The organism is Methanococcoides burtonii DSM 6242, assembly GCF_000013725.1.
GTDB lineage: Archaea > Halobacteriota > Methanosarcinia > Methanosarcinales > Methanosarcinaceae > Methanococcoides > Methanococcoides burtonii.
This window is the reverse complement of record NC_007955.1, coordinates 1,212,461-1,231,487: the sequence shown is the minus strand read 5'-3', so window position 1 is coordinate 1,231,487 and position 19,027 is coordinate 1,212,461. Positions and strand designations below refer to the sequence as shown.

Sequence of the window (19,027 nt, the reverse complement as noted above, 5' to 3'; positions counted from 1 at the left end):
TGAAAGTATTTATTTAAAAATAATACTTTTTACATATTTATTAATAAATCGTTATTATTTTGTGTTATTTAAGATATTTCAAAATAACATGAATTGTTCCAAATACACAACATATATCTGACAGAAATAAAGGATAATAAGATTAAATTGGGCTTACTTAATTATAAATGTGGGATGTTTTAGCTTGAAAACAATAGCTTAATACCCTCCTGTGAAGAATACAAAATATTAAGGTCAAATAATTCCTGACGTTATCTATATATCTTATCTTCCTGATAGTTTTTAGTATGAGAAAATGGAAAAAGGCTTCTGAAGAACTTGGGGAACTGGTTGGGGAATACGTAGCAGAATACGATGCTGAGTTCAGGAAGATGTTCGGCAGTCCAGTTCATTTTGTGAAGGGAAACATGTTCGTGGGCGTTCATGGCGATGGCATAATGCTGCGCCTTAAAGAAGAGGACCAGCAAAAATTGTATGCTGAACACGATGAAGCAACACCTTTCACACCAAATGGCAGGCGAATGAGAGAATATGCAATCCTTCCACCATCTGTTTACGATGATGAGATGGAGTTAAGGAAATGGCTGGATATATCCTATACTTATGTGAGTTCACTTCCAAAAAAAGAGAAAAAGGAAAAAACTTCAAAGAAAACAAAAAGGACGAAAGATTGATGCGATCTGCATTATCCCCATCCTTTTTTATTCATATATTCCTGTTTTAACTTACATATCTTCCTTGATGTACTTGATCATCCTCGGAGTCAACAGCGGAACGATCTGTGGAAGCATGTTAGGCATCAGGTTCCCCATCGCTTCTGGCATGAGGTCAGGCATCTGTTCTCTCAGATCATCGGACATCTGAACACGCCTTCCCACAGCTTCGAGCATCTCTGGCATGACCTTTGGCATTATGCCTGGCAGAAGCATTGGCATCATGATAGGCATCATTGGCTTCATCATGAGGTCCATGCCTGGTACATACTTTACCATCTTCATCATACCACGCAGCGGAGCAGGCATTGCAGCCATCATCTCTGGAAGCAGCTCTACCATCAGGTCGGTCATGTTCTCAGGTCTTAGCAGATGGATCATCTGGTCGAACGTTAACCAGGCTGTGAGTGCAGCGTTTGTCGTGTCAGGTATATCATACCCAAGACTACGGGCAACCGTTGCCGAAAGATCCTGAACGTCCACCGGACTGCCACTGTTCTCGGCAGCTATCCTCAACTGTACCTGACAGCATGGACAGGCTGCAACCATGATCTCGGCACCGATATCCTCGGCTTCCTTCAGTCGCATGTTACCAACAACACTCGCAACTTCCGGATTAGCGACCAGTGTGAGCACTGAACCACAGCAATGACCGTTCTCCCTGTTGTGTTCCATTTCACGGAAATCAACGCCGGGTACTGCTTTAATAAGGTTTCTTGGGGGTTCGTAGATTCCGCCTGCACGACCCATGTGACATGCATCGTGTATGGTCACTACCTTATCGAGTGGCTTGACGAACTTCTCCGAAAGCACATCGAGCTTGTCCTCCAGCACCTGTGAATAGTGTTTGGCCTCGAAGTCGTATTCAATACCGAGCTTCTCCGCCCACTGGCGATAGAATGTGTCCCATACCAACCAGCATGCAGGACAGGAAGTGATAACGGTCTTAACACCTTTCTTCTTCATGTTCTCGATGTTCATCCTCATGATCTTTTCGAAAACATCCCACTTACCAGCTGCAAGCATAGGGATACCACAACATGACTCTTCCTTGCCGAGATATGTTATCTCCAGACCTGCATCTGTGAGCAGACGGACTGAAGCCTCAGCAATATCCTTCTCCACAAAGGATGCAGTACATCCTGCGAAGTAGGCGTATTCGGCCTTGTCCTTGATCTTTGGCTTAAGGTCTTCAGGGATCCATTCTTCCCTATTCTTAAGATATTCTCCCCAGATATTTCGCTCTTTGAGCAAACTGGAAGCCATTATCTCGAATGGCGGGATGGTCATCTTGCCACGGTTCAGTACCAGTTCTTTCCTCAGGGTCATCCAGGAATCATTTATTGGAAGGTCGAGCTGGCATCTGTGGTCACAAAGCTCACAGGTAGTACAGGCAAGGAAAGTGTCCACCTGCTCCTGTGTCATCTTGTCCCTGCCGGCGAGGTATTCCTTGATGAAGAACCACTTGCCTCTTGGAGACTGGGATTCCCAGCCACGACCGTAGTACTGGTCACATTCCTCGACACAATAACCACATTGAGCACAGGTGTAAGCATGAGAAACAATGTCGGCTTCAATGTCCTTCTGTTTAGTGAACTTCTCAACCCCGACACCACTACGGTTACCCACGAACCTCATCATTGGCTCGAATGCTTTTGATAATGTGATACCGGTCTTGAGAATTCCTTTACCCGTAATTGTTTCAGGGTTCATTATGTCAGCAGGATCGACCTGTTGTTTGAGGTCAAGCATCTTCTTGAGACGGTTACCATAGACCTTCTCTGCCTCTTTTGCAAAGTAAAGACCTGAAGCGTATATCCTTCCGCCGTTATCCTCAGCGATCTTGACGATACTGATACCCAGGGTGAAAGCGAGGTTGAACTTGAACGACCTTTCTGAGTGAGGTATGAAACAAAGCAGTATGACATTGCCGTCCTTTGCCACCATACCTTCCATAAGTACAGGAAGATCGATCTTCTGCTTGATCTCACTGACAACTTTGCCCACCTTGTCCAGAGGTACGATTATCTCTGCAGGAATAAAGGAAGGACCGAGCCTCTTTACCTTCATGGAACGGAACCATTCTCCAGCTTCATGTTTGGAGATGGCATCAGAAAGGACTTTTCCACCATTGCTGGTGATAATATTTTCAAGGGCACTAACATCCCTTGACTCAGGATAAATGAAGTTACAAATATATGACTTGGGTAATTCCGGTCTGTCCTCAACAACCGGTTCGCTATGATGGGTAGAAAACGGCATTTCATTTTTCATGCCTGCCCAATCGGGATTTATAAATGCAATAGACCACAGCGGCACTTTTGCTTCTTTTACCGCCTGGAGAGATTTCTGCATGGATGCCGGATCAGCAAATTCCGCAGAGATTATAGCGGTGTCTTCTTTGTTTCTTATATTAAGGGTGATCTGAGTGATGATGCCTATAGTTCCCATACTTCCAATGAGAGCATCCATTTCATCACCTGAGAAATCCCTGATCTCACCGTTTGGCAATACTGCCCTTGCAGAGATCATTGTATCCTGGGACCAGCCATATTCATAGCTGCCATAACCGATACCGTTCTGTGCAAGCCAGCCACCGACCGTTGCTGCCGGAGCACTTGAAGGCATGGAACATACAGAGAGGTTCTCTTTGTTGAGCTTTCTTTCAAGACGTTCCCAAATGATACCAGCTCCAACGGTAACTGTCATGTTCTCAGTATCGATGGACACAATGTCGTTCAGCAGATTAACGTCTGCAACGATACCACCTTTTGTAGGAATGACACCACCATAACCGGATGATGCACCTGCACGGGGGACGATAGGAATAGAATATTTTCGCGCGAATTCCATCAGTTTGACAATATCATCCTCGGTACGCAATTTTACAATCGCAGCAGGATCTGTATTGCCTAACATCATCTTTGCCATTGACGGCAACGCACCGACATCGTGACAATAGAAGTGTCTTTCTCTTTTGCTTAAGTTCACACGATCGCCAAATATGGCGGTAATTTCTTCCTGCTGAGAGGAATTCAGATCTGCTGTGTTTCTTGCCATATGTTCTCCCCCTTATAGGTTGGGTAGTCATTCAATATAAAATTATTAAGTGTAGTTAATGTAGATTCCAATTTAAAAAAAATGAAATTGGAAACCGATCATCTCCATTCAGAATGAAAGTGCATCTTTGGGACAAACGTCAATACATCGACCACATTTGATACAGTCCGGGTTGTTTCCGATATCACGAACTTCAAGTTCCATTGGGCAGACCTTTTCACAGAGTTTGCAGTCAACACATGCCTCATGGTCCATCTTAAGCTGGTATTTCTTACCGCCGATGATCCTCTGCATAGTTCCCATTGGACAAGCGTTGCACCAGGACCTTGTGTTGAAGTAGCTTCCAAGTAGTGTACCAATGATCGTGGTCGTAAGACACATTGAAACAAGGATGACACCGATGAGTTCGAAGGTGTTCTGTGCTGCAAATGTCACTGAGATGCGGTATATCATGAGGGTCATCATGAGAGTGAATGCAGGTATCCTTACCCACATGCTTGACAGGATCTTGGGGATCTTTCTTTTCTTTGAGATCTTGATGATACCGTAATCGAAGTAGCTCCCACGTGGACAGAGATTTCCACAGAACCAACGTCCTCTGAAGATGCTCGTTACGAACAATGTGCCCATGACGATTAGCATAAAGTAACCAAGTATCGGATACCAGAGACCGGCAATGGAAACGATCACTACCAATGAACCAAGATAAGGTGTTATTTTAAGCATTTACCAATCCTCCAGTTCCTGTTCTACTTTTGCCGCCCATTTGCTGACAATTCCCATAATCAGTTCCTTGATCTCTTTCTTGTTGTTGATTTTGTAAATGAATGAATAACCGCCCCCATCGAGATTGTTCTGTGATCGTGTAAGTATTTTCTTTTCATGCAGCTTCTTGACAGACCTCTGGACCGTTGAGAGATCGAGTTCCATATGAGTTGCTATACGTTCCGTTTTGCTCCAATTATCGGGTTCTTCAAAGAAGTACTCCAATACTTTCATGTCAGCCCTTGTCAGGTTCAGAGCACATTTTATCACATCTTTAATTTTGAATTCTTTACATGCGAAGTCTATCATTGAATCACCGCCATTAATTGTCAGTACTGCTACATTATCACAGCCTTATATAAGCGTGGTTAAGTACTGAGAAAGGAAGGATGGTTTTGGCAGTACCGTGGATAACTGTGGTGTTTTGGCAGTTTTTCAAATGCATTAGTTATTTAAATTTGAATTGAATTTATATAAAGTGCCTCAAAAAATAAGATTATGCATCAGGAAGTTATCCTAAAACAACTCATATTTTCCTTACTATTCTGAAGCCATATACCCCACTGAATATCTTAAATTAATGTCACAAAACCTGTTTTCGGTTTTTAAATCAACAAACATCAGGATGCTGAAAATTCCAATTTATAAAGAATCACTAGACCATAGCGAGATTTTTAAATAGTTAGAATCTTATAGATAATTGGGGGTATTGAAATAAACATTCAAGTTTATTTGGATTGTGATTGTGAAAAAAAGTCTTTAGAGACTAAACGCATCGAAAATAAAGATTAGTCCGAAACAGATGTAAATGGGTGTGATTTCTCAGATTACATTATTAAAAATGTAATCTTTTCTAAGGAAGGTCAGCAAGGTAGAATACTTGATAATGTTACATTCAAAGGCGCTCAACTTGAAAATGTAACATTTGACAATGCAATTATAAAAAACTGCAATCTTGATTCATCAAAGATTAAAAATGTAACATTTAGAGATGCTCAACTTGAAAATGTAACGTTTGAAAACGCAGATATATAGGACTGCAATTTTACTCTATCGAGTATTAAACATGTTGCATTTAAAGATATATACCTTGAAAATGTATCATTTGAGGGCACACATATCAAAGAATGTAACTATAGCCCATCACAAATATATGATGTTGTTTTTAAAAATGCTCAACTTGAAGATGTTACATTTGAAAAAGCACTATTAATAAACTGTAATTTTGATTTATCCATACTTAAAAATATTAATTTTAGAAGATGTAAACTAATTGAATCTAGATTTCGTAAGGCTAAGATTTCATGGAGTGATTTTAAATATTCTGATATTAATCTGGCAACATTTCAAGACTCAACTATTAAATATTGTGACTTTTACAGAACTCTTTTCAAGGGTGTAGTCGTTTTTCGATATTGTAAAATAAGCAATAGTAGCTTGCATTATACGTATTTTAGCGAAGGTGCAACTATAAGAAAAGAAAACCTTAAAGATGAAAGAATCCTACAGCAAGATGAAGATTCTTACAGAGACTTCCTGGAATATTCAAAAGAGAGTGGTATAAAAGGCAGAGATTGGAAGCCAGAAGAATCTTTAAATGACAGATTTACAGATGCAGAAGATATCTTTAGATATCTAAGTGGGTTTTGGCTAACTAAAGGTTATATGCAAGATTCCAATTGGGCTTATGTGCAAGCCAAAAGGATTGAGCGCGAACGATTGAAAAATGAATTAGAGATAAAGAAAAAAAACTCAAATTATATATCATATTATACAAAATTTAAGATTTCGTTCCAAATATTTTTGAGTTATCTTGCCGATATTTTATGTAAATATGGTGAAAGTTTGACAAGAATAACACGAACTTTATTTGCTACATTCCTACTTTTTGCCATCATCTATTACTTTGCGCTATCCTTAACATCCATTTACCAGGCATTATGGATAAGTTTTCAAAGAATGGTAACGATTAATCCCGAAGAATTGACAAATGTACCTAATCGAATTCAGTTTATTAGTCTATTACAAACAATAATAAGCATATTATTGATCGGATTACTTGGATTTATTTTAGGTAATAAAATAAGACATCAATAATTATAGAAATAGGTAGTAACAACAAGAATCATTAAATCCCTAAATTCAGTGCTTCACTAATATTTCCGCCCCCCCCATAAAATCCTCATATTCACCTAAAACACTTAACATTTAGCTTTGCTTTCAACTTTCTTCTCACCCATTCCACAATTAAATGAACAAACTGATCAAATCTAAACATATCATATTCAATCGTCTTTGGTCCTCTTTTTACTTCATGAAATACATTCTCAGTCCCCATCCTTGCAATGCCTATTGATTCTGGTTGTTGGGGTTTACATGATCAAAATGTTATTGGGAAAGTAAATCAAGTACATTTCCCCTGAAATTCTTTTTCAGCGTTCTTTTAAGGTCACGTTTTCTTCATTTCGATCCAGAGACCACAACAGGCATATACATCTTTCATTATTATTCGTGATGGATGGGAACTATTGACCTATGGTTTCATTATCTCTTCCTTATTTGGTTCCATGAACATCCATATCAACCGGCTTAATTTTTGCCTGGTGGAGTTTATTCTATGGTTCCAGAGATGAGTTCAATTGATCTGAAACTAGGTCAGGTCATGTGAAATATATAATGAATAATAGTTAGGAACAGATAGAACATGTCTGAAAAATTTGACGTTAAGCTGGATAGTAAAAGCTATTTTCCTGATCCATCGGTAAAGGAAAATTCCTGGATGCAGGATTATGAAAAGGTTTATAGTGAATCTCTCAAGGATCCTGAAAAACACTGGGAAAATGTTGCAGAGGAACTTGAATGGTTCGAAAAGTGGGACAAGGTGATGGAATGGGACCATCCCTATGCAAAATGGTTCACCAATGCCAAAATGAACATCACCCACAACTGCCTTGACCGCCATGTCTTCAATGGGAGAAGGAACAAAGTTGCAATGATCTGGGTAGGTGATAATGGAGAAGAACAGGTTATCACATATCGTCAGCTTTACCGCGATGTCATGAGATTTTCCAATGGTCTCAAATCTTTGGGCGTTGGGAAAGGTGACACGGTATGCATATACATGCCACAGGTCCCTGAGCAGATCGTGGCCATGCTGGCATGTGCACGTATCGGTGCGATCCATAGTGTCGTGTTCGGAGGCTTTGGTGCTAAAGCATTGCATTCCAGGATAAAGGATGCACAGGCAAAAGTCGTCATTACTGCAGATGCAAGCATTCGGCGTGGTAAGCGCATTGACCTGAAGTCCCTTGTGGATGAAGCTGTGGTTAATGCGTCATGCGTTGAGAAGATAGTGGTCCTGAGAAGAATGACACCTCAAATTGAACTCTTTTCTGAGATAGAGGTTGACTTCTATGAGATAATGGAAGATGTGGAGAAAGAGTGTGAGCCTGAAATAATGGATTCCGAGGACCCATTGTTCATTCTCTACACCAGCGGAACAACCGGTCCGGCCAAGGGGATAGTTCATACTTGCGGTGGCTACATGGTAGGCACATACTACACCACAAAGAACGTTTTAGACCTCAAGGATAATGATGTCCTGTGGTGTACTGCAGACCCTGGCTGGATCACGGGTCACAGCTACATTGTCTATGGTCCCCTTTCCATGGGTGCAACGATCCTCATTTCTGAGACAACACCTGACTACCCTGATCCGGGAGTCTGGTGGAGCATGATAGAGGAGTTTGATGTGAGCGTCTTCTATACGGCACCAACAGCGGTACGCATGTTCATGAGGATGGGAGAGGAATGGCCTGGGAAATACAATCTGAGTTCCCTGAGAATACTAGGTTCTGTTGGCGAACCACTGAACCCAGAAGCGTTCAAGTGGTATTATCGTGTGATCGGCAAAGAAAAATGCCCTGTTCTGGATACCTGGTGGCAGACGGAGACGGGTATGCACATGCTCACCACAGCGGTTGGAGAGCCCATGAAACCGGGATTCACAGGAAGACCTGTACCAGGTGTGGTTGTTGATGTTGTAGATGAGAATGGTGACCCGGTGCCTGCAGGAACAGGTGGTTTCCTTGTAATAAAGCAACCCTGGCCTTCCATGATGAGGACCGTTTATGGTAATGATGAAAGATATCGCCAGTATTGGACAACTATCAAGAATTACTACAGTGCAGGTGATCTTGCCGTAAAGGATGAGGATGGTTATATCATGATACAGGGACGTGCCGACGATGTCCTTATCGTTGCCGGTCACAATATTGGAAGTGCAGAGGTAGAGAGTGCACTTGTATCCCATGAAGCTGTGGCTGAAGCTGCTGTAATAGGAAAACCTGATCCTCTTAAAGGGGATTCCATCAAAGCTTTCGTCATACTTCGCATGGGCTTCAACTCATCCGATAAACTGAAGCTTGATCTTTTGTATCATGTAAGGATGAACCTGGGTCCAATTGCAATGCCTTCTGAGATCGAATTTGTTGACTCGCTGCCAAAAACCCGAAGCGGGAAGATCATGAGAAGGTTGCTTAAGGCACAGGAGCTTGGAATGGATCCTGGGGATGTGTCCTCATTGGAGGACTGAGTTCCTCCAGCCAGATCTTGCTTCTGGATTGTGAAACGAGGTGATGAGCGTACCTCATCACCTCACTGGCAGCAGATCTCCACAAAAATTAATCATTTGAGACAAGTTATTCTCATTGTTCAAAGCGTTCTCTTACATGAGCATTGAGAATAAACTGTTTACAACTCTCAGCAATACCAACTCTCTCGCTTCGTTCAGGCTTATGAGAAAGTAGACAACACCTGATCTTATTCCGATTTCATAATAATGAGTAGTATGACTTCAAAAGTATATTCGATAAGTTAATATAAGATTAATTGATTAGTGTATATTAAGAGCTATGTGTTATTCACGACTCCGGTGGTACGGTCTGAAAGCACGAACGCTGTGGTGGTGGTGGTTCGACTTAATATAATATTGGGAGTGGGGATGTCAATCCTCCTTCATCCCCTCTGTTTTTGAAAGCTTCAATTTCTGTCATAGATAAATTTAGGACGCTTCTTCAGGCATTAATATTTCTATTTCATATCAATTTTAGAGAAAGCTATCAATTACTTTCTTTATCCCTTAGTATTTAGACTATAATCCCCATTCCCCAACTCTGTCCTTCAGTTGTTTCAACGTACTCCTGTGTTCAATCCCCCCTTCCCGAACATCATCGAGAGTCAGACAAAGCACCCATTCATGAAATTTCTCAATATTCAAGTATAATCCAAACCTATCCCCTTCAGGCTTCTGCATATCAATATTGTTTGTCACCTTGCCATCAAATTTATGTTCTGGATGTTCCACATACTGCCTTATTGGTTCTGAACAATTGTCAAAATATAATAGTGATAGAGCATTAATCGCATCCCCCTTCTTTCAGATAAAGGTCTAAATTTGAATATATTTTTAAAATGGCATATATACTAACACTACTGGAAAAGGCACATGCCTTTGGAAAATACCAATAGCTTAGGTATATATAAAGAAAGAGAGTAATTTTCTTATTTGTAAAATTGTATTAGAGAAAGTGGATTTGGTATAATGGGTAAAAAAATAAGAGATAACAAAGCACTTGAAGACATACTTTTAGATGCACAATACCTAAGGTTGGGACTTTGTAGTAATGAAAAGCCTTACATCGTACCAATCTCATTCGGATACAAGGATAATACCATATATTTACATAGTTCCCGAAAAGGTACTAAGATCAACCTTATAAAACAAAATAAAAATGTTTGTTTTGAAGTGGATACTTTTTATGAAACTCTTCCATCAGATGAACCCTGTTCATATTATATGAAATACCAAAGCGTTGTAGGCTACGGAACTGCAACAATTCTGGAAGATGAAAAAGAAATAAAAGAAGGTCTTAAGATCATTATTGATCGCTACCACAATAAAGAATACAGTATTGATGATCTAGACGTCAAGGGAGTGGCAGTCATACGTATTGACATAGATGATTTGCATGGCAGACAATATGGAATGAATGATGAATAATCAGATAAAGCCAATTGTTTTTATGAAGAAGGAATGGGGGACAGTATGAAGTACGGACTTGGAATTGATGCCGGTGGCACATACACCGATGCTGTGATCGTGAGAGAAGACGATGGCAAAGTAATAGACAGTACAAAATCACCCACTACATATCCTGATCCACTTCCTGGAATTCAGAATGCTCTTGATTCTTTGAACCCTTCTTATTTGAATAATGTATCAAAGATCTCTGTATCTACAACTCTTGCAACAAACGCCGTTCTTGAAAATACTGTGTCGGAAAGATCATCAGGACATGATGTTGCACTTATCATGATAGGTGATGTAATTAAACCTACAGATTCTAAAATTCCTTACACCATTAATGTTCAGGGCGGTCATAGCTCAAATGGAATGGAGATCCATTCTTTAGACACTAAAAACATCAGGGATTTTATTCTCGAAACAAAGGACAAAGTAGCAGCTTTTGCGGTTTCTTCTCATTTCAGCATCAGGAATCCGGATCATGAACTAAAAACTAAAGAGATCATAGAAGAAATGACAGGATTGCCTGTAGTTTGTGGACATGAACTTTCGCAATCACTGGGATCCTATGAAAGAGGAGTAACAGCTTACATTGATGCCCAGTTGGTCCCCATTTCCACGAAATTCATGAATGCAGTGGTTTCAGAGATCGAAAGGCGTGGAATCGATGCTAAAATCATGATGCTAAAATGTGATGGTTCTGTTGTGGGTATTGTTGAGGCCCTCAAACATCCGATCGAATCTGTATTTACAGGACCGGCCGCAAGCCTCGTTGGTGCATCATATCTTTCAAAAATGAAAGATTGTATCGTCATCGATGTTGGCGGTACCAGTACTGATGTTGCAAAAGTGACTGATGGAATCCCAGAGATCACGGATGAAGGGGCTGTCGTTGGTGGATGGAAGACGAAAGTGAAAGCTATACGCATGGAAACTTCAGCAATGGGGGGCGATAGTCACATCTGGATCAAAAATGGAAGAATAAGTGTTGGACCACGCAGAGTTATCCCAATTTGTATGGCTGCAACAAAATGGCCTGCAATAAAGGAAAAATTAAAGAGAACATCTATTCCTTCAAAAATACAATTATGCGAAAATATACAGCCAACTAAATTCTATGTACGAGCAGGTCACAAAACCGACAGGATGAGCAAAACCGAAAAAAAATTGTTTGATCGCATCGGTGATGAGCCAACCTCAATCAATGAAATTTTCACTGATGGGCTGCCATCATCTGTATTTCTAGACCTTTTGATCAAGAAAAAAATTGTTCATGCAATTGGATTTACTCCAACCGATGCTTTACATGTTCTCGGGGATTATACGGAATGGGATTGTGAAGCTTCCAGAATTGCAGCCGGAATTTTATCCAAAATGACCCATTCAGATCACACAACATTTTGTGAGGAAATTAAAAATGTTTTTGGTGAAAATATGGCTGCTTATGTCATGTCATACCTGTTGAGAGAAATTGATCATGTCCATATCAAAAAAATAATTGAGAATAAAGATCAATACATCACAAAGTTCAAGGTAGGAGTGCCAGTGGTCTTACTTGGAGGTCCAGTTCAGGCTTACGTTGATAATATACGGGATGCAATTGATGCAGAGATTATTTTACCTGAATATGCAGAAGTTGGAAATGCTGTTGGTGCTATAGTAGGCAAAGTCACTAAGAGAGTTGAAATACTTATTCGTAACGTGTATGAGGGGAATAAATCAATCACAATGATGTTTACCCCTACCGGTAGAAAGCGATTCCGAACTTACTCCCAGGCTCTTGAGGAAGCAGACATTGAGGGAAATCGGCTTGTGATGGAGTACCTGAATAATTCCGGTCTTCAGATAGAGGATCATAAAATAGAGGTCATAAAACAGGATATCAAAATGAATGATGCCGATATTTTTCCGATGGAAACTAACCTTGTTTTCGTAGGGGTGGGAGATGTCGAAAATTGATAATTAAAAATATGAGATTATAATTACATATACAACAACGTACAACATCAGACATCCCAAAAAACAAGCTCCTGCCGGATCCCACCCACATATTTATTAATAATGCCTATTTATGAGAATGGCAGGAGATAAAATATGAGCACACGCGAGTATATGCTTGGGAACGTAGCGATCGCACGCGGTATCGTGGAAGGAGGAGGACGTGTCATTTCCGGATATCCGGGTACGCCTTCTTCTGAGATCGTCGATACGTTGTCCAAAATGAAGGAACGCGACTTTTATGTCGAATGGTCCGTTAATGAAAAAGTTGCAATGGAAGTTGCTGCAGGAGCTGGCATGACTGGTGTGCGTTCTGTAGTTACCATGAAACACGTAGGTCTGAACGTTGCAGCAGACCCTCTTATGACACTATCCTACATGGGAGTCAAGGGCGGAATGGTCGTCATTGTAGCTGACGATCCCGGATGTCACTCATCCCAGAATGAGCAGGATTCACGTATATATTCAGAATTCTCACTTATGCCATGTCTCGACCCTTCCACTCCACAGGAAGCAAAGGACATGATACCTTATGCCTTTGAGCTTTCCGAAAAGTTCGAGCTTCCGGTAATATTCAGACCGACCACCAGAATATCACACGGCAAGGCAGATATCGAACTTGGTGAGATCACTGACCACAGAGTGGAAGCCAAGTTCGAGAAGGACCCATCCCGCTGGGTAATGGTCCCAAGCAATGCGGTTGTCAGGCATCCACACCTTCTTTCAATACAGGATGGTATCCAGGAAGAGCTTGAGATATCTCCGTGGAACGAACTTACCATCAATGAGGCCTCCAGGATCGGAGTCATCGCAGCAGGTATCGCTTCGGTCTATGCAAAGGAAGCTATTGATAACCTTGGAGTATCTGCATCATACTTGAAGATCGGTGCATACCCGGTCCCTGAAGGACTTATCAAAAGGATGTACGAGCAGGTCGATACCGTTCTCGTCATCGAAGAACTTGAGCCTATTGTGGAAGACCGTTGCAAGATCATTGCAAAGGACATGGAAAGCAGCATTAAGATCATCGGAAAGACAGATGGTACTGTCCCAAGAGTTGGCGAACTTAATGTTGACCATTGTGTAAAGGCCATCGCAGATGTTTTCAAAATCGAATCCGGTCTGCCGGTGATCAAGGAGATCGAAATGGAACTGCCACTAAGGCCACCTGCAATGTGTGCAGGATGTTCACATAGGGCTACCTACTATGCAATGAAAAAGGTATTTGGCAAGAACGCGGTCTTCCCAGGTGATATTGGATGTTACACACTGGGCATACAGAATGGAACCGTGGACACCACCTTGTGTATGGGAGGAAGTATCACCGTTGCATCAGGCATCTATCACTCTGGCGAAAAGCAGCCTATCTGCTGTTCCATTGGAGATTCAACGTTCTTCCATACCGGAATGAACGGATTGCTCAATGCAGTATATAATAAGGCGAACATCACAGTTGCAATTCTGGACAACCGTATCACTGCAATGACCGGTCACCAGCCAAACCCCGGCATGGGACTGACATCTACAGGTGAGACCACAAAGGAGATCGACCTTGAGCAGCTCTGTCGCGGACTCGGTGCCGAGTTCGTCGAAGTTGTCGATTCCTTCGATGTGAACGCAACGGTCGAAGCATTCAAACGTGCAAAGGATTACGAAGGCACATCAGTGATAATATCAAAACAACCCTGTATCATCTACGCACGCAGAACCGGTATCAGGCTGACACCATTCAAAGTAGACCATGACAAGTGTGTAGGCTGTAGGATGTGTGTGAACCTTGGTTGCCCTGCAATTGAATTTGACAAAGAGAACAAGAAGTCTACGATCAATGCAACGTGTACCGGATGTGGACTGTGTGCAGAAGTATGTAAATTCGATGCGATAAAGGAGATTCAGAAATGAGCAGTAAAGCATCTAAGTTCGATCTCGTAATATCAGGTGTCGGAGGACAGGGAGCAATTCTCGCTTCAGACATCATCGGAAAGTCCGCAGTGCTTGAGAACTACGGAGTTCGTGCAGCGGAAACTCACGGAATGGCACAACGTGGCGGTTCAGTGGTCAACCATATACGTATAGGCTGTGACCTTGGGTCCATGATCCCTCTCAAAGGTGCAGACTGTCTTCTTGCACTGGAACCGGTAGAAGCACTACGCTATATAGATTCACTTGCAGACGATGGTGTTGTCATCATGAACACTGAAGCAGTTTATCCGGTTACAGTTAACACTGGAAAGGCAGAGTATCCTGATGTTGAAAGCATCGTAGCGGAACTCAAAAAGACCCACAGAGTAATCGCGTTCAACGCGACCGAGAAAGCGGCAGAGGCCGGAAGCAGACAGGCTATGAACGTGGTCCTTGTAGGTGCAGTCTCCAACTTCCTGCCCATCAAGACCGAAACACTACTGAACCGTGTAAAAGAGATGGTACCTCCAAAGACCATCGATACCAACGTGAAGGCCTTTGAGATGGGGAGAAGTATGGTCGAATAAGACCATAACTTCACATTTTATTTTTTCATATATTTACTATAACAAGTGGCAGTTGTTCACAGATGTACACAATCAAAACAGAAGATCTCAACCTTGAATATACACTGGACTGTGGTCAGGTATTCCGCTGGGACAGGGACGGTGACTGGTGGACAGGCGTTATCAATGGTGTTGTTGCACGCATAAGCCAGAGTCCAGAGACAGGTGACCTTCTGGTAGATTCCTCTCTTGATGAGGACTTTTTTCATAGGTATTTCAGACTGGATGATGACTTGCCGGCAATATTCAAACAGATAAACAAGGATGAGCACATGGATGTCGCCATCAGCAAATACAGAGGATTGCGACTTATACGCCAGGACCCCTGGGAATGTCTGATCTCCTACATGCTCGCAACCGCTTCGAACATCCCCCGTATAAAGAAGAACATATACATGCTGTCAGCACTCTTCGGGGAAGAACTTGAGAAAGGTCATTACAGTTTCCCAAAAGTTGAAGCTCTCGCAGCATCCAGTTGTGATGATCTTTGTGAATGCAAGATGGGATTTCGCACAGCAAGAATAATTAAAGCTGCGAATGCTGTCATCAATGGCGATATTGTGCTCGATGAACTGTTCAGTCTCGACTATGGCGAAGCCAAGAACGAACTGATGAAGCTGGAGGGTATCGGGGAAAAGGTGGCTGATTGCATACTGCTGTTCGCTTTTGCGAAAATGGAAGGGTTCCCTGTGGATACCCATGTCGAGAAGATAGTCAAGGCCTATTACGGAAACGACCCCTATTTTGAAGGCAATGCCACAAAAACAAAAATAGGAAAATGGGGAAGACACTATTTCGGTGAGTACTGTGGTTATGCTCAACAGTACCTGTTCTACCAGAAACGGCTTGAAGGCCTGGTCTAATTCCAGATATAAGTTTTGTTTCAGCTCACAACCAGCTTTTGAGGTAGCTTCTAAACCCATCTTCTTTCAGTTCAAGCACTTGCTCACCTTCGAGAATTTCAAAGCCCTCTTTTACACTTTTGGAAATGTGTTTTCCAAGGGAACAGTTCGCAAGTTCTTTTTTAAGAAGCTCTACAGCTGAGATATGCTTTCGTGGAATTTCAGCCACATAGAAACCATCCTTGATCGTAAATGAGTAAGCATCCTCATTGTCAACGTATTTGTCCCTGAACTTCTCGGCATGATCACGTACCCATACCGGAGGACCTCTGTGCATTTTGACATTCGGCAAAGTGCCTGACATAAGTTCCAGCATCACAACAGAATCCTCACCACTCCATTTTCCAGCTTTGAGTACGGTAAATTCGTTCTTATCGAGCATTGGGACCACCGAGTTCTCCATCTTAGCGAACTGGGGATAGAATATATCATCGACCACATCCGGTGTCTTGAAGACGATGGCCAGTAGTGAGGAACCTTTCTTTTCCAGCCGTTCAACTATCTCATTATCAGATATTGGTGGGATCAAAGATGAGAAGAACATGCTTTCGTCCGGATTGCAAAGGAAACTGCGAGCCATATCAACAAATGTGCAGAACTTGTCCAGAGAGAGTGCAGCCGCTACATTCCTTTTCGGGTCTGTGGGGTCTATGACGACCAGAGGGTCCTCGAACTTCAGTTTTCCGTGTTCCAGAATATCGAGAAGCAGACCCGGTCTCCAGTTAGATGCTGCTTCCAGTACCTTTTCGAATGAGCCGTAATTGATGACCAGAAGCTCGGTCAGATAGCCTGAAAATCCTTCGGTCTTGAGCTCTGAGCCATAAACTCCAGTCCCTCTCATGAACTGCTTGAGAAGCAGAACCTCATCCTCAAGACCGTTCAGATTTGCCTTGATAAACTCGTTGTGGAAAGGTGTCCTGTCCACTGCCGAAATAATAGAACTGGCACTGGAAACGCTATAACAAGGGACCAGATCCACATCGAAACCCTTGTATCGCATCTTCACGTATGGATGTTCAGCATAATGTTCATCCCAATGTTCCGCCTCCTTTGCCACCTGTCTGCCAACTGACAGACCATAGCTTTCAAGGTCTTCACGGCTGGTATCATCCGGAAATGTGATGAATATGTCAAGGTCATGTGTGCCGGATATCCAGGTACCTCTTGCAGCGGAGCCTACAAGCTGTGTTTTTACACCTACCAGACCGACCTTGAATGTAAGGCAATCTATCTTGTACATCAGCTCATCGGCCACTTTGGTCAGGTGTTCCCTTTCCTTTTCAGTTGGCTTTATCTTTTCCAGAATGCTTTTTTTGAGGGATTCCATGTTTGTTCTCTCGATAATCGTGTTCTTAGGGGTAATAGGTGGCTCAATATATATTTCAATTTCTCCAATTTCAATTTAGAACTGCGTAGAATATAAAATAATGTTAAAGTACAATGATATTTTAATCCCTCTAAGGTCTGATTTTAACATATGGCCCAATGCGCCGTCGGGGTCAACAAACATGTTTCAATCCCTCTAAGGTCTGATTTTAACGCCAACTGCATCGTCTGTCCTTGGTTGGATGTTAGTGGACGATTGAGAATCCCGTTTCAATCCCTCTAAGGTCTGATTTTAACCATTGAACTGTGGGCTAAAAGCGGAGAAGCAACATAGTTTCAATCCCTCTAAGGTCTGATTTTAACTATTATCTCAAATCCAATTCCAAAGTTTTATAATCTGTTTCAATCCCTCTAAGGTCTGATTTTAACTTGGAGGTAGCTCTGACCCGATAGATTGCATCGTCGTTTCAATCCCTCTAAGGTCTGATTTTAACAGTCCCACTTGAGATGTCCGAACCTGCCAATACATTGTTTCAATCCCTCTAAGGTCTGATTTTAACTATAATCTATCATGATTAATCATGTCCAGTGGAAGCGTTTCAATCCCTCTAAGGTCTGATTTTAACTTGCGTGTTGTGCATTTCTGTTATGGGAACGTGTGAGTTTCAATCCCTCTAAGGTCTGATTTTAACATTTAGCCACCAGCGCACCCAGAAGCGAAGTTGTGAGTTTCAATCCCTCTAAGGTCTGATTTTAACCACCATCCCAATTTCTAAAAGAGGTGTTCATGCTATGTTTCAATCCCTCTAAGGTCTGATTTTAACTCGAAAAGGACATTCACTACAATGAACATCACCACAGTTTCAATCCCTCTAAGGTCTGATTTTAACTTGGAGATGGTGATACCATTGAACTGTGGGCACAATCGTTTCAATCCCTCTAAGGTCTGATTTTAACCTAGGAAGGCTCGGTGGGAACAGATCGAAGAACTGCGTTTCAATCCCTCTAAGGTCTGATTTTAACCACTCATCAAATATACATTATACCCATATTTCCACGTTTCAATCCCTCTAAGGTCTGATTTTAACCAAGATGCTTATCTTTGCTACCTTGGTTTGACAGTTGTTTCAATCCCTCTAAGGTCTGATTTTAACATTTTGTCCACCCCTTGACACGGATTACGTCAGCGTGTTTCAATCCCTCTAAGGTCTGATTTTAACTTTGGATGTAGCGACAGCTACCTGATTCCCGTCAATGTTTCAATCCCTCTAAGGTCTGATTTTAACGTGACTGTGTGCTGCAAGTTCTGCTATTGTTAGCGCGGTTTCAATCCCTCTAAGGTCTGATTTTAACCATGACCCTAACCTCACATGTATTTCGGCATCGTAGTTTCAATCCCTCTAAGGTCTGATTTTAACTTGTATTCCCATATCGCACCTCGTTACAATTGCTACGTTTCAATCCCTCTAAGGTCTGATTTTAACCAAGCAAAAATATCCACATATTAAGAACATACATCTGATTTTAAAAAATCATAAATACAATTCTTGATTGCGATTATTCTTAATTATAGTCAGGTATTATACTATAAAAAACAACTCATTATAACCATAAAATAAAGACTTGTATTTGTGGATGTCTCATTTAGAA

General features: G+C 41.7%; 13 protein-coding genes, 2 pseudogenes and 1 CRISPR repeat array. Of the genes and pseudogenes, 10 read left to right on the top strand and 5 right to left on the bottom strand.

What is annotated here, in order from left to right; all coding sequences use genetic code 11:
- Window positions 1-287: 287 nt before the first annotated feature.
- Complete coding sequence (locus MBUR_RS05875; RefSeq protein WP_011499215.1) at window positions 288-674, top strand: TfoX/Sxy family protein; 387 nt, start codon at window positions 288-290, stop codon at window positions 672-674.
- A 51-nt stretch (window positions 675-725) separates the two neighbouring features.
- On the opposite strand, the gene MBUR_RS05870 is transcribed toward MBUR_RS05875, so the two are convergent.
- The 3 genes from MBUR_RS05870 to MBUR_RS05860 form a co-directional block, all read right to left on the bottom strand.
- Entirely contained in the window at window positions 726-3,773 is a 3,048-nt protein-coding gene (locus tag MBUR_RS05870) for an FAD-binding and (Fe-S)-binding domain-containing protein (RefSeq protein WP_011499214.1), read from the bottom strand.
- Between the two features lie 108 nt (window positions 3,774-3,881).
- Window positions 3,882-4,499 (bottom strand): 4Fe-4S binding protein, encoded by a 618-nt coding sequence (locus MBUR_RS05865; protein ID WP_011499213.1) that lies wholly within the window; start codon window positions 4,497-4,499, stop codon window positions 3,882-3,884.
- Window positions 4,500-4,847 (bottom strand): MarR family transcriptional regulator, encoded by a 348-nt coding sequence (locus tag MBUR_RS05860; protein WP_011499212.1) that lies wholly within the window; start codon window positions 4,845-4,847, stop codon window positions 4,500-4,502.
- A gap of 522 nt (window positions 4,848-5,369) precedes the next feature.
- Here MBUR_RS05860 and MBUR_RS14735 point away from each other — a divergent pair.
- From MBUR_RS14735 to MBUR_RS14370, 3 genes and pseudogenes are all read left to right on the top strand, one after another.
- Entirely contained in the window at window positions 5,370-5,573 is a 204-nt protein-coding gene (locus tag MBUR_RS14735) for a pentapeptide repeat-containing protein (protein ID WP_083754996.1), read from the top strand.
- A gap of 24 nt (window positions 5,574-5,597) precedes the next feature.
- A pseudogene (locus tag MBUR_RS14730) lies at window positions 5,598-5,903 on the top strand (pentapeptide repeat-containing protein); the annotation flags it as partial.
- 72 nt (window positions 5,904-5,975) lie between these two features.
- Window positions 5,976-6,635, top strand: a complete 660-nt coding sequence (locus MBUR_RS14370; protein ID WP_011499211.1) for a hypothetical protein — start codon at window positions 5,976-5,978, stop codon at window positions 6,633-6,635.
- 91 nt (window positions 6,636-6,726) lie between these two features.
- Here MBUR_RS14370 and MBUR_RS13800 read toward each other — a convergent pair.
- Window positions 6,727-6,858 (bottom strand): annotated as a pseudogene (locus MBUR_RS13800) (ISH3 family transposase); the annotation flags it as partial.
- Window positions 6,859-7,242: 384 nt separating this feature from the next.
- On the opposite strand from MBUR_RS13800, the gene acs reads away from it, so the two are divergent.
- The 6 genes from acs (at window position 7,243) to MBUR_RS05820 (ending at window position 16,012) form a co-directional block, all read left to right on the top strand.
- Complete coding sequence (gene acs / locus MBUR_RS05850; RefSeq protein ID WP_011499209.1) at window positions 7,243-9,132, top strand: acetate--CoA ligase; 1,890 nt, start codon at window positions 7,243-7,245, stop codon at window positions 9,130-9,132.
- Between the two features lie 1,008 nt (window positions 9,133-10,140).
- On the top strand, window positions 10,141-10,599 hold the full coding sequence (locus MBUR_RS05840; RefSeq protein ID WP_011499207.1) for a pyridoxamine 5'-phosphate oxidase family protein: 459 nt from the start codon (window positions 10,141-10,143) through the stop codon (window positions 10,597-10,599).
- A gap of 45 nt (window positions 10,600-10,644) precedes the next feature.
- Window positions 10,645-12,582, top strand: coding sequence for a hydantoinase/oxoprolinase family protein (locus MBUR_RS05835; protein WP_011499206.1), 1,938 nt, complete (start codon window positions 10,645-10,647; stop codon window positions 12,580-12,582).
- 135 nt (window positions 12,583-12,717) lie between these two features.
- The gene (iorA, locus tag MBUR_RS05830; protein ID WP_011499205.1) at window positions 12,718-14,523 is read left to right on the top strand and encodes an indolepyruvate ferredoxin oxidoreductase subunit alpha; all 1,806 of its coding nucleotides are present in this window, start codon (window positions 12,718-12,720) and stop codon (window positions 14,521-14,523) included.
- A complete protein-coding gene (locus tag MBUR_RS05825) occupies window positions 14,520-15,110 on the top strand; it encodes an indolepyruvate oxidoreductase subunit beta (RefSeq protein ID WP_011499204.1) in 591 nt (196 codons plus the stop codon). The genes iorA and MBUR_RS05825 overlap by 4 nt, the downstream gene beginning before the upstream one ends.
- 62 nt (window positions 15,111-15,172) lie before the next feature.
- Window positions 15,173-16,012: a DNA-3-methyladenine glycosylase family protein gene (locus tag MBUR_RS05820; protein WP_011499203.1), complete on the top strand. Its 840-nt coding sequence runs from the start codon at window positions 15,173-15,175 to the stop codon at window positions 16,010-16,012.
- Window positions 16,013-16,037: 25 nt separating this feature from the next.
- On the opposite strand, the gene cca is transcribed toward MBUR_RS05820, so the two are convergent.
- A complete protein-coding gene (cca, locus tag MBUR_RS05815) occupies window positions 16,038-17,378 on the bottom strand; it encodes a CCA tRNA nucleotidyltransferase (RefSeq protein WP_011499202.1) in 1,341 nt (446 codons plus the stop codon).
- A 118-nt stretch (window positions 17,379-17,496) separates the two neighbouring features.
- Window positions 17,497-18,861: a CRISPR direct-repeat array (repeat unit 30 nt; unit sequence GTTTCAATCCCTCTAAGGTCTGATTTTAAC).
- Window positions 18,862-19,027 lie beyond the last annotated feature (166 nt).

What these genes read in the sequence shown, in the direction of transcription:
- MBUR_RS05875 (WP_011499215.1), top strand. Translation starts at nt 288, where the DNA reads ATGAGAAAATGGAAAAAGGCTTCTGAAGAACTTGGGGAACTGGTTGGG.
- MBUR_RS05840 (WP_011499207.1), top strand. Translation starts at nt 10,141, where the DNA reads ATGGGTAAAAAAATAAGAGATAACAAAGCACTTGAAGACATACTTTTA.
- MBUR_RS05865 (WP_011499213.1), bottom strand. Translation starts at nt 4,499, where the DNA reads ATGCTTAAAATAACACCTTATCTTGGTTCATTGGTAGTGATCGTTTCC.
- MBUR_RS05870 (WP_011499214.1), bottom strand. Translation starts at nt 3,773, where the DNA reads ATGGCAAGAAACACAGCAGATCTGAATTCCTCTCAGCAGGAAGAAATT.
- iorA (WP_011499205.1), top strand. Translation starts at nt 12,718, where the DNA reads ATGAGCACACGCGAGTATATGCTTGGGAACGTAGCGATCGCACGCGGT.
- acs (WP_011499209.1), top strand. Translation starts at nt 7,243, where the DNA reads ATGTCTGAAAAATTTGACGTTAAGCTGGATAGTAAAAGCTATTTTCCT.
- MBUR_RS05825 (WP_011499204.1), top strand. Translation starts at nt 14,520, where the DNA reads ATGAGCAGTAAAGCATCTAAGTTCGATCTCGTAATATCAGGTGTCGGA.
- MBUR_RS05820 (WP_011499203.1), top strand. Translation starts at nt 15,173, where the DNA reads ATGTACACAATCAAAACAGAAGATCTCAACCTTGAATATACACTGGAC.
- MBUR_RS05860 (WP_011499212.1), bottom strand. Translation starts at nt 4,847, where the DNA reads ATGATAGACTTCGCATGTAAAGAATTCAAAATTAAAGATGTGATAAAA.
- MBUR_RS05835 (WP_011499206.1), top strand. Translation starts at nt 10,645, where the DNA reads ATGAAGTACGGACTTGGAATTGATGCCGGTGGCACATACACCGATGCT.
- cca (WP_011499202.1), bottom strand. Translation starts at nt 17,378, where the DNA reads ATGGAATCCCTCAAAAAAAGCATTCTGGAAAAGATAAAGCCAACTGAA.